This is a genomic window from Neoluteolibacter marinus, from assembly GCF_014904755.1.
In the GTDB taxonomy this organism is placed as follows: domain Bacteria; phylum Verrucomicrobiota; class Verrucomicrobiia; order Verrucomicrobiales; family Akkermansiaceae; genus Haloferula; species Haloferula marina.
This window is the reverse complement of sequence record NZ_JACZFQ010000042.1, coordinates 18959-30300: the sequence shown is the minus strand read 5'-3', so window position 1 is coordinate 30300 and position 11342 is coordinate 18959. Positions and strand designations below refer to the sequence as shown.

Here is an 11342-nt window from a genome sequence, read left to right as displayed (position 1 = left end):
GCCCGCTCGACTTCAACGCGCTCGTCCCCGGGCAACCCGGCGGCCCACCGGCGGGCGGCCGACGGCTCGTATTCGGACCACCTGACCGCCAGGTTCCTGGCCGCCCACAGGCGCTCCTCGCCGGGCGGCAAGGACTTCACCCACCGGCTGGCAGCGGACGGGTCCTCGTCGGCCCAGCGTGCGGCGAACTCCGAAACCTGGCGCACGAGGTTGGTCGCCCGGCCGGATTGCACCGATGGCTCCGGTGCCGGGTTCTCGATCAGGTAGCCGAGGGCGTTTGCCGCGAGACTTGGATTGAGCCCCTCCGCCCGGCTCCCGAGACTTTCCGCGACCTTCCTCTTGTCGGCATCCGGCAGCTTCCCGAAGGCCGCCCATACCTCGGCGCATCGGCCGGCATCCCAGCGGCCGGCCTCCTCGAAGGACCGATAGAGATTCCCGGGCGGTGCGGCCACAAGAGCCGCGATCCAGGCCTCGGGCTCGGCGGAAGGCAGGTCGTCCGCGAGCTGCATGCCATCGCTGGCGACCTTGATGTCCTCCTCATCGGAAAACCTCGCCATCCATTCTTCGGCGGCGGCAGCGTCCTTCTTGGACAGATGTCGCATGGCATTCAGGATGACCTCCCGCCGCTCACTGTCGCTGAACTCACCCCGGGCCACCATGTCGAGCGCCTTCACGGGATCGTTGGAGGCAAGCAAACTCCGCGCCTGGCTTCTCAGGTTACCCGCCTGCACCTTCGTGAATCCTTCGGATTCGAGATCGGCATCCAACCACCGGCCCGGGTCATCCTTGACCACGTAGTAAGGATTTCTGGAAGCCGCGGCGGCAAACCATCCGTCAGGTAATCCCCCGGCGCGGCCCGCGAGGGATTGCATCAGCTGGCTGTCATTGGAGAGCGCCTCGACAAAACGCTCCCGGCCATCCGGCGCCCCGCTGAAAGCGGCGACGGCACCGGCGAAGTCTCCGCGCAGCGACGCGACATCGATCGCCATCATCGCCTGCTGCCGCAAAGAGACCGGCCAGCCTGCGGCCTCACTTTCCAGCAACGCGGGAGAGCTTGCGGCGAGTCCGTTGAGGAACGAACCGATCACCCAACTCTGCTGGCTTCCGAGGTCGCTCCTGAGCCTGGAGAGCTGCGCCAGTGCCAGCGCGGGATCGGCCGCCGCAAGGCCCGAGGCCATGCATTGGGCCAGCTTGGCCAGGTCCTTCGGGTCGCGGACTGAGTCGAGGAAAGCGGCGGCCGCCTGCGGATCGCGCTTCGCCCACTCGCCTGCCACCTGGCCGAGACGATCATGGCCGCGCTTCAGGAAGTAGGCCGTGATGCCCTCCGGGTCCTCCTCCAGCCACCGGGCCCGGGTGATCTGATAGAACAGGTTGGAGTCCATGCTCTCGTTGAACTGGAACCAGTCCGCCGAATACCAGCGCTCGAGCTCCGACACCGGCAGGCGGTTCGCCAGTTCGATCGTCGCCCGCATCCGTTCGACCGGGGATCGGGCGGCATAGACCGGCGCCAACGCCGCGCTGACATCGGCCGGCACCGCCGCTTTTTCCGCGACCCGGCGCCCGCGGGACGAGTGCTTGGACGGCGGCAAGGTTTCTTGCGCTTCGTCCCCGGCGGTTTCCCTCCCGCACTTCGCCTGCCAGCCCGCGACCGCGGATGCCGCGAAGACCAACAAGGCGAAAGCATGTCGAACGATCGGCTTCATGGCTGGAGGAACTGTCGGTTCAGCATTTCCTGGTACCGCTCGGGCAGGTCCGCGGTTTTGAGCCATGCCCTTGCGGCCTCGGGTTCCGTTTGGATCCAGAAGTTCATCACATTGTTGACCGTATCGAAGGACTCCGACTCCCCCTCGATCGCGGTCGCCCACTGGATCGCGGATTCGAACTCTTTCTCATCGACCAACTTGGTCGATACCATCGCCATGCCCTGATCCCTCGACGGGCCCGCCTCCTGCCCGCGGAGCCAGGTCGCATAGCCGTCGAGATCGCGATCGAGCCAGATCCTCGCCACCGTATTCTCGCCCCCCGCCTGACCGCTCGCTGCGTCCATCGTGCCTTGCGGATCGACTGCCACCAGCTGGCCGACGAACTCGGAAACCCCGTTGATCGGACTGCTGCCGCTGGAAGAGCCGCCTGGATACGAGGTGAAACGGGACCGGGTGAAAGCATCCGGACAGGATTCAAACAGCTCTCCCAGGATCGCCATCGCCTCTCCGGGATCGTCGGCCACCGTTGCCCGGCCGAGTTCCGCGAATCGCTCCGCAGCGAGCCGCGGCGACTCGCTGTTGCGCGCCAGGGCGCGGGCTTCGTCCGGATTCTCCTTCACCAGATTGCGGAAGGCGGCGGCCTCGAGCTTGCGCCGCAACGCGCCCGGCGGAGTCGCCGCGGCGAGCTCCCCCAACACCTCCGGATTCTCACGTTCGAGGGTTTCCAGAAAAACCTCCTCCTGGCGGTTGTACTGCCGGTTGGGGTTTGCCCTGAGCCACTCGAAGGCCGCGTGGGGGTCGTCCCGCGCCCAGTCCTTCATCAGCCGCATGTCGTAGTACTGCCCGTGATCCCGGAGGAAATCCAAGGCGGCCTCGGGGTCGCTGCGCGCCATGCCATTCGCCACGCCCTCGATGCCGTTCCACTGCCCGAACTCCGGATTCTCCTCCAGGACCGCCAGCGCCCGGTCCGGGTGAAACTGGCCGACGGCGCGCATCACGAATCCGGCCATGTCGGACGACTCGTCTTTCACGGCTGCGATCGCGGCATCGGGATCATTGATCGTCCACGCCCACCACGGGATCCCCTCGTGTCCGGACCCCTTCGCTGCCTCGATGGCACCCCGCGGATCAAGCCGGGTCCATTGGGAGAAGATCAGGTCCACCACCCAGGTGTCGCGCTCCGGCCGCTCGCGGTAGCCGGCCCAAAACTCCGCCATTTCGCCCTCTCCCGCGTCCAGCAGCCACAGTGCGAGCCGGGGGTAGAGTTCGAAATCTTCCAGCCTCTCCAAATCCGCCAGGCTGTCGGCCGACTTCAGGGTCGATCGTGCGGTCCCCGCCATCGCGGATTCCTCCCCCGCCCCCGGAACAGCGCCCCGGGTCCGGCTGAAAACAACCTCAGCCGGCGTATCGGCAACCGATCCCGCGGGCGGCCGCTTGGCCAGATATCCGCCGGCGAAGCCGAGCACGACAGCGGCAGGGATCACGACTCGCGCTTTCACTTATCATCTCCTACCGGTCCGCCATATCCTTGGCAAGGTTGCAGAAACTCCGCCTTGCCCCCGTCCCGCCGTTGTCGATCATGTCAGCCGTGGAAAGCGTGGCGAACGACGATCTGCCGGACCGCTTCGGAGCGATGCTGGTGAAGGAACTGCGGCAGAACATGCGGCGGGGAAGCTTCGTCTACCCGTTTCTCGGCATCCACGCGCTCGCCGTGATGGCGCTGCTGTTGGAGTTCCAGGACGACGCCGGCTACTCCTTCGAGAAGTTCTCGGGCATGCTCAACGTCGCGATGCTCGCCGAGTCCGGCCCGTTCTGGATCTGCGCCGCGGCGATCTGTTCCATTGTCATGCCCCTCGGCGGGCTGGTCCTGATGGGCCAGGAGCTCGACGAAGGGAACCACGAGCTGCTGCTGCTCACGAAGCTGAGCCGGTGGAAGGTGGTCCGCGGGAAATTCTTCACGCTGTGGGGACTTTCGACCCTGACCTTCATCTCGCTGCTGCCGTACGTGATCGTCCGCTACAACGTCGGCGCCATCGAATTGCTGCGCGAACTCGCCTGCTCGCTGACGGTGATCGCGCTCGCCTCGATGATGTGCGCCGGAGCCATCGGGGCCTCGTCCTTCCGTGGACTCATGGCGAGGATTGGCGTGGTCCTGCTGTTTGTCGGCTCGATGATCGCCGGCGTCGGCATCCCGGTCGGCTTCGCCGCGGTGGCGAGCGGGAAATGCGGTCTCTTCTACCACATCAATGCCGTCGCGGCGACGCTGTGCTACACGCTGCTCGGCCTCTCGCTCGCGCGATCACGGCTGCGGCTGGTGGTCCATGCCTATGAAGTGAAGCCGAGCTTCATGGTCATTGGCCTGCTGATTTTCACCCCCTTCGTCGTCGGCATGGCGACCGCAATGACGATGGGTTACGCCGGCTTTGTCGGCCTGATCGGGATGTCGCTGGTCAGCATCTACGCCGACGCCACGCCGAAGGCACCCGCCTGGGTGAAGCCACCGGCTCCCAATGTCCCGCCGGCAGCCCCGGAAGCGGGCTGACTCGCGGTCCACATTAGTAGCGGCGATGATGGTGGTGGCGGTGACCGTAATAGCCGCCTCCATAGTAGTAGCGGTCGTTGTTGTTGTGCTGGCCGATGGCGTAACCGACGGCACCGGCGGCGACGACACCTGCGGCGGCGGCCCCGGGGTCGACGGTTTGAACGGGACGCCCGTAGGCATCGTAGGTGGTGGTGCAGGCGGGAATGGCGAGAACCGCGATCCCCAAAGAGATGAACTTGGTTTTCATAACCCGTTACCTTCGCACGGAGCGTACCGCGTCGCAAGGAACGCGCTTCCGGGGCTCGCCCGCCGTGACGGTGCGACCCGCCATGCAAAAAGCGCCCGGGTCGGGTCGCAGGCTGCACGTGAACATCCGCCCATTTCGTGTCGGAAACATAATGGCAGTTCCGAGCCACGGCTGCCAACGTGGCAAAGATGATCGTCAAAACCCATGCCCTCCTCCTTGCGCTGGCCGGCCTCGCCGCGGCGGATTCCTTTCCGGTGAACATCCGCGTCGATGCCGCCCGTCCCGGCAACGACTTGAAGCCGATCTGGCGATTCTTCGGGGCCGACGAGCCGAACTACGCCACCATGAAACACGGCGACGAGCTGCTGGGCCACCTCGGGTCGCTGAAGCCCGACCAGGTGTTTTTCCGCGCCCACAGCCTGCTGGTCACCGGCGACGGCACGCCGGCACTGAAGTGGGGCTCGACCAACGCTTACACCGAAGATGCCGCCGGCAACCCGGTCTATGATTGGACCATCATCGACGACATCTTTGACACCTACCGGAAGAACGGGGTGCGGCCCTACGTGCAGATCGGCTTCATGCCGCAGGCCCTGTCGGTGAAGCCGGAGCCCTACCGCCACCACTGGACCCCGCGGGCCAAGTACGAAGAGATCTACACCGGTTGGGCCTACCCGCCGAAGGATTGGGCGAAATGGGAGGAGCTGGTCTACCAATGGGCCAAGCACTCGGTGGAGAAATACGGACCCGAGGAGGTGCTCACCTGGTACTGGCAAACCTGGAACGAGCCCAACATCGGCTACTGGCGCGGCTCGCGGGAGGAGTTCTTCAAGCTCCACGACCACGCCGTCCGCGCCGTCCGCCGCGCCATCCCGGAAGCCAAGGTCGGCGGCCCCGATGTCGCGGGAGGACCCGGCGGCGATTTCCTCAAGGGCTTCATCGAGCACTGCCTCCACGGCAAGAACCTCGCCAGCGGGGAAAAGGGCACGCCGCTCGACTTCATCTCCTTCCATGCCAAGGGATCGCCCCGCGACGTCGGTGGCCGGGTCCAGATGGGGATCTCCAACCAGCTCCGCGACATCGACAACGCTTTCAACGTGATCGCCCGCTACCCGGAGCTGAAAGACACGCCGATCGTCATCGGTGAGTCCGATCCCGAAGGCTGCGCCGCCTGCCAGGGCCCCAACCTCGCCTACCGCAACGGCACCATGTACTCCAGCTACACCGCCGCCAGTTTCCCGCGGAAACTCGATCTCGCGGACAAGCACGGCGTGAATCTCGAGGGTGCCCTGACCTGGGCGTTCGAATTCGAGGACCAGCCCTATTTCGCCGGCTTCCGCTCGCTCGCCACCAACGGCATCGACAAGCCCGTACTCAACGTCTTCCGGATGTTCTCGAAGATGAGCGGCAAGCGCCTCCCGGTTGCCAGCGACGCCGCGGTTTCGTTGCCGGACATCCTGCGCAGCGGCGTCCGCGGAAAGGCCGACGTGTCGGCGCTTGCCGCCATGGACGGCAACAAGATCACGGTGCTGGTGTGGCACTACCACGACGACGACGTCCGCGGCGCCGACGCCGAAGTCCGCATCGACCTGACCGGGGCTCCCGCGGGCACTCCGGAAATGAGCCGCTACCTCGTCGATGAAACCCACTCCAATGCCTTCACGGCATGGCTGGCCATGGGATCGCCCCAGCAGCCGACGGAAGAACAGATCGCCGACCTCGAGCAGGCCTGCCGGCTGGCCGAAGTGAAAGAGAATGCCGCTTTCACTGAAAAGGACGGCCAATCCTATGTGACCGTCACCTTGCCACGCCAAGGGGTGACCTTGCTGGAGCTGAAGTGGTGATCCCCCCGCCGGGGCGAGCGGCAGATTCGTCCAAGCCGGTCACCCGTGGCCCAGGGACAGCCCCTGAATCCCTCCGGTCACCCGATAAAAAAACCGGGGCGCCTTCCAGCGCCCCGGTTCGGGAATCAGATGATTTGATCCAAGGGATTACTGACCGCGAACCTGCGGGCCACGGAGGACCGGGTTCATGTCGGTGCCCCATGGGGTGCTGTCACCGGTCGTCTGCAAGTAACGTCCGCCCTTGATGCTGATGTACTTGTTGTCCTGACGGATGGTTTCCGCCTGGGCGCTGCTGTCGAGGCGCAGGACGATGGCCTTGTCACCGAACGGAGCCGGATCGAACTCCCAGTTCGGCTGGCCCTTGTAGAGCGGCGAAACCACCACCGGGCGGTTCGGATCACCGGCCGAGCTCTGGCCGCGGGTCTGGCTGGCCATGATGTAGCCGTAGCCGACTTCACCGGTCTCGAGCGCCTTGCCGGCGGTCAGGACGTCGTCAGGCTTCTTGGTGGTCTCCGTGGTCTTGCACCAGAAGATCTTCTCCGACTTCACGCCCTGGGCGATCAGCTGGCGGAAGTAGTCGTTCGAGAAAGTCCCGGCGAAATCGAGGTCCGTTCCGGTCATTTCCTTCACGTCTTCCGCGGTCTCGTTGTCCGGGAAGCTGCCGTACTCGGTGTCGAAGTCGAACAACGACAGGCCGATCTGCTTGACGTTGCTCAGGGCCTCGGTCTTGTCTGCCGCCTTCTTGTTTTTCATGATGACGGGCAGTGAAAGGCCCGCGAGGGCCGCGATGATAACGATCACGACGAGGAGCTCCACCAAGGTGAAGCCGCCGTGATGTAGGCGTTTGGTTTTCATGGTTTTGTTTCTTTTTTCTGGTCTATGTTTCGGGGGCTTTTGGCTCCCGGTTTTTATATGAACCACCCCGCCCCGAAAGAGGCTGGATGGTCAGTTCAAGCTAGGCCTGCCATGGGCCCGCGCAAGGATAAAGTAGGTGCCTCACTTTCAACGGGCAAAGGCCGCCGCCAGTGCCGCCATGGCGTCCCCGCTCGGCCGGTCGGCATCAAGGATCGCTTGCCGCTGCAGGGCCACCAGTTCGGTCGATCCCTTCCCCGCCAGCTCCAGCATCGCCGCCATCTCGCCGCCGGTGAAAACCGCCTCCTCGCCGCTGCCCTGGACTTCCACGAATTCGCCGCCCTCGGTCATCACGACGTTGAAATCGACCGCGGCCCCCTTGTCCTCGATGTAGTCCAGATCCAGCACCGGCTGGCCGTCGACCACCCCGGCGGAGATCGCCGAAACCAGCTGTTTCAGCGGGAAGGCCTTCAGCTTCCCGGCCGCCATCAGGCCGTTGAGCGCGATCGCCAGCGCCACGCAGCCGCCGGTGATCGACGCCGTGCGGGTCCCGCCGTCGGCCTGAAGGACGTCGCAGTCGATCCAGATCGTCCGCTGGCCGAGCTTCGACAGGTCGGTCACCGCCCGCAGCGAGCGGCCGATCAGCCGCTGGATCTCCGACGAGCGGCCGTCGAGCTTGCCGCGGGAAATGTCGCGATCCTTCCGGTCGAGGGTGGAATACGGCAACATGCTGTATTCGGCGGTCAGCCAGCCGCCCTCGACCCGCTGGGCCTTCATCCACCGCGGCACGTCTTCATGAATGGTGGCGGCGCAGATCACCCGGGTGTTCCCGAACGAGACCAGCACCGATCCCGCGGCGTGCGGCGCGACATGGGGAATGAAGGAAATCGGGCGGAGCTGATCGGCCTGGCGGCCGTCGTGGCGTGCAGTGGACATGGGGCGAAGTGAATGGAAGCGGGCTGCCGATGGCAAGAGGTGTTGGTTCCGCGGTCGGTCAGCACTGCTTTTCGCGCTTGGAATGAGGGGGCTTCCGGGTTCCGCTGGCCGTGCCGATGAAGGAAACGCTGGCGGAACTGGAAGTCTGGGGCGCCGACGTGATTTTCGGCCGCGCCAAGGGCTTCCGCGCCGGCATGATGCGGCTGGCCATGAGCGCCCTTTCCGGGGTCTACCGCCTGGTCGTCCAGACCCGCCTGCTGGTCTTCCGCAAGCGCTGGAAGCAACAGCACCACCTCGGCACCCTGGTGGTCAGCATCGGCAACCTCACCGTCGGAGGGACCGGCAAGACCCCGGTCGTCGAGCTGCTGGCCCGGACCCTGCGCGACCGCGGCCGCACGGTTTCGATCCTCAGCCGCGGCTACAAGAGCCGGCGCCTCAAGGATCCCCAGAACTGGAAGTCCGCCGACGGCCGCAAGTATCCCGCGGACAAGATGCCCAAGGTCGTCTCCACCGGCCGTGCGCTGTTGCTCGACTCAAAGTATGCCGGGGATGAACCGTTCATGCTCGCGCGGAACCTCGACGGGGTCTCGGTGGTCGTCGACAAGGACCGCGTGAAAGGCGGGCGCTTCGCCGTCCGCGAACTCGGTGCCGACACCCTGTTGCTCGACGACGGCCTGCAATACCTCCACCTCGCCCATGGCAACGACATCGTCCTGGTCGATCGCAGCGCGCCCTTCGGCACCGGCGCCCTGCTTCCCCGCGGCACCCTGCGCGAACCCCCGCGCAACCTCTGCCGGGCGAGCTACATCCTGATTACCAAGTGCGACGGCAGCCCGAACGATGCGCTGATCGAAAAGCTCCGCCGCTACAACCCGGTCGCCCCGATCATCGAGTGCACCCACGGTCCCTGCTATCTCCAGGAAGTGTTCACCGGCGAGCAGCAACCGCTGGAATTCCTCAAGGACAAGTGGACCGCCGCCATCAGCGGGATCGCGGTGCCGGAGGGATTCGAGAACAGCCTGGAGAAGCTCGGCGCCCGGGTGGAAATCCGCCGCCGCTTCGGCGACCACCACCGCTTTTCCCGCAAGGAGATCGACAAGTTCATGGAGCGCTGCATCGAGCGCGACATGGAGATCGTGGTCACCACGGAAAAGGACGCCGTGCGCTTCCCGCGGCCCAAGGAGGTCACGGTTCCGGTCTATTTCCTGCGGATCGAGGTCGAGATCCTCAAAGGCCACCACGCCTGGGACGACCTGATCACCCGGCTCTGCCACCCCTCCGCCCCGGGCAGCCCGATCCTCCGCCACCGCAAGGCCTACGCCCTGTAGCCCCCCGATTCTCCTTGCCGGTCTATCACGGCAGTGCATAACTCCACCGACCTATGAGCCAGTCCTTCAACCCCTATGCCGTCGGACCTGTCGCCGAGGCTCCGATGGAGACCCGCAGCGAGTTCGTCCGCAAGACCTACACCCACCTTGCCGGGGCGATCGGGGTGTTCGCCCTGCTTGAGGCACTGTTGATCCAACTGGTCCCCGCCCAGGCGGTCTTCGGGCTCCTCAACGCCAGCCCCTACAGCTGGCTGCTCGTCCTCGGCGCTTTCATGGCGGTCTCGTGGATCGCCAACAAGTGGGCCTACGGTGGCGCCTCGAAGACCATGCAATATGCCGGGCTCGGGCTCTATATCGTCGCGGAGGCGGTGATTTTCCTGCCGATCCTGATGATCGCCACGACCTACGATCCGGCGGCCATCGGCAAGGCGGGTGCGGTCACCGGTTTCATGGTACTCGGGCTCACCGCAATCGCCTTCACCACCCGCAAGGACTTCACTTTTCTCGGCGGCATCCTGAAGATCGGCTTCCTGGTCGCCCTCGGCCTGATCGTCGCCGCGGTGTTCTTTCCCGGCCTCGCGAGCGGCATGGGACTGTGGTTCTCGCTCGCCATGGTTGTCCTGGCGTCCGGCTCGATCCTCTACAACACCAGCGCGATCATGTATCACTACGCTCCCGGCCAGCATGTCGCCGCGTCGCTGTCGCTCTTCGCCAGCGTCGCCCTGCTGTTCTGGTATGTCCTGCGCATCTTCATGAGCCGCGACTAAGGCCCTCTTTTCTCCGGCCGGACGCCCGCGGGTGTCCGGCCTTTTTTATGCCCTGAAATGAACACGCGACATGAACCTCAACCGTGATCTCAAGAGCCGCGGCGCACTGATCGCCAAAGGATGGCTGTTCCTGTTCCTCGGCATCGGCGCTTCCATCCTGCTGCTTGCCGACTCGTTCAGCCTGCAGCGCCTTATCCTTTGGGGGATCGCAACCTGGTCGTTCTGCCGCTTCTATTACTTCCTTTTCCACGTCCTCGAAAACTACGCCGGCAGGCAGCAACCCTACGCGGGAGTCCTCGACGCGATGAAGTGGGCGCTGCGTCGCAAAACACGCGATCCGATGGAGTAACCGTGATGCAGGCTGCAAGGATTCATCGTGCCTGGAATCCACCCGGCATCCCGTGACCCCGACGCGCGACCGACTGAGGGTCAGCGACCGGGAAACCACGACCGGGAGCCGCGGGGAGCCATGGCACGACCGTTGCGACGAAGGATGGCGACCATGCCGACGCTCCAACCGGGAGACGGCAGCAACCATCAAAACAACAACATGAAAACGAACGAACTCACTCGCCTCGCCATGCTTCTCGCCATCGCTCCCCTGGTGCCGATCGCCTCCGCCGCCGAAGAACCGGCCACCAAGCCGGCCGCGGCCAAGACCTCGATCGAGAAGAACACCATCGCCTCGACGATCCATGACAGCGCCACCTTCTCGATCCTCAACAAGGCTCTGGTAGCCACCGGTCTTGACGTGACGCTCGGCAGCAAGGGCGCCTTCACCGTCTTTGCTCCCACTGACGAAGCCTTTGAAAAGCTTCCGGAGGGCACCCTCGACACGCTGATGCTTCCGGAGAACAAGGAAAAGCTCCGCTCGCTGCTGATGTATCACGTGGTCCCCGGCACCTTCCTCGCCGCCGACCTGAAGGATGGCGAGGTCAAGACCTCGAACGGCGAAAAGGTCGAAATCGACCTCAAGTCGGACACCGTCCAGATCGAAGACTCGATGGTCTCGAAGGCTGACGTTTCGGTCAGCAACGGCGTCATCCACACCGTTGACAAGGTGATGGTGCCGGAATCGCTCGACGGCTTTGCCGACCTCGACGAGGACTGAACGAATCCCACC

At 64.9% G+C, this 11342-nt stretch carries 10 protein-coding genes and 1 pseudogene; 6 read left to right on the top strand and 5 right to left on the bottom strand.

The features are described 5' to 3' along the window. Together IG178_RS09995 and IG178_RS09990 are read right to left on the bottom strand one after the other, a co-directional pair. Nucleotides 1-1703, bottom strand: a pseudogene (locus IG178_RS09995) (hypothetical protein); the annotation flags it as partial. Next, nucleotides 1700-3202: a hypothetical protein gene (locus IG178_RS09990; RefSeq protein WP_193212402.1), complete on the bottom strand. Its 1503-nt coding sequence runs from the start codon at nucleotides 3200-3202 to the stop codon at nucleotides 1700-1702. The gene IG178_RS09990 and the pseudogene IG178_RS09995, both read right to left, overlap by 4 nt. Before the next feature lie 80 nt (nucleotides 3203-3282). On the opposite strand from IG178_RS09990, the gene IG178_RS09985 reads away from it, so the two are divergent. Beyond that, the gene (locus tag IG178_RS09985; protein ID WP_193212401.1) at nucleotides 3283-4245 is read left to right on the top strand and encodes a hypothetical protein; all 963 of its coding nucleotides are present in this window, start codon (nucleotides 3283-3285) and stop codon (nucleotides 4243-4245) included. A gap of 13 nt (nucleotides 4246-4258) precedes the next feature. Here IG178_RS09985 and IG178_RS09980 read toward each other — a convergent pair whose 3' ends face one another. Then, a complete protein-coding gene (locus tag IG178_RS09980) occupies nucleotides 4259-4492 on the bottom strand; it encodes a hypothetical protein (protein WP_193212400.1) in 234 nt (77 codons plus the stop codon). Between the two features lie 188 nt (nucleotides 4493-4680). On the opposite strand from IG178_RS09980, the gene IG178_RS09975 reads away from it, so the two are divergent. Further along, nucleotides 4681-6336, top strand: a complete 1656-nt coding sequence (locus IG178_RS09975; protein WP_193212399.1) for a GH39 family glycosyl hydrolase — start codon at nucleotides 4681-4683, stop codon at nucleotides 6334-6336. A 147-nt stretch (nucleotides 6337-6483) separates the two neighbouring features. Here the strand turns inward: IG178_RS09975 and IG178_RS09970 are convergent, their stop codons facing one another. Both IG178_RS09970 and rph read right to left on the bottom strand, forming a co-directional pair. After that, nucleotides 6484-7191, bottom strand: a complete 708-nt coding sequence (locus tag IG178_RS09970; protein WP_193212398.1) for a type II secretion system protein — start codon at nucleotides 7189-7191, stop codon at nucleotides 6484-6486. A gap of 147 nt (nucleotides 7192-7338) precedes the next feature. Further along, complete coding sequence (gene rph / locus IG178_RS09965) at nucleotides 7339-8124, bottom strand: ribonuclease PH (RefSeq protein WP_193212397.1); 786 nt, start codon at nucleotides 8122-8124, stop codon at nucleotides 7339-7341. Nucleotides 8125-8240: 116 nt separating this feature from the next. Here rph and lpxK point away from each other — a divergent pair, with 116 nt between their 5' ends. The 4 genes from lpxK to IG178_RS09945 all read left to right on the top strand — a co-directional run bounded on the left by lpxK (nucleotide 8241) and on the right by IG178_RS09945 (nucleotide 11330). Further along, nucleotides 8241-9452 (top strand): tetraacyldisaccharide 4'-kinase, encoded by a 1212-nt coding sequence (gene lpxK / locus IG178_RS09960; protein ID WP_193212396.1) that lies wholly within the window; start codon nucleotides 8241-8243, stop codon nucleotides 9450-9452. Nucleotides 9453-9505: 53 nt separating this feature from the next. Further along, nucleotides 9506-10219, top strand: a complete 714-nt coding sequence (locus IG178_RS09955; RefSeq protein WP_193212395.1) for a Bax inhibitor-1/YccA family protein — start codon at nucleotides 9506-9508, stop codon at nucleotides 10217-10219. A 70-nt stretch (nucleotides 10220-10289) separates the two neighbouring features. Beyond that, nucleotides 10290-10568 (top strand): hypothetical protein, encoded by a 279-nt coding sequence (locus tag IG178_RS09950; protein ID WP_193212394.1) that lies wholly within the window; start codon nucleotides 10290-10292, stop codon nucleotides 10566-10568. 201 nt (nucleotides 10569-10769) lie between these two features. Further along, entirely contained in the window at nucleotides 10770-11330 is a 561-nt protein-coding gene (locus IG178_RS09945; protein WP_193212393.1) for a fasciclin domain-containing protein, read from the top strand. Nucleotides 11331-11342 lie beyond the last annotated feature (12 nt).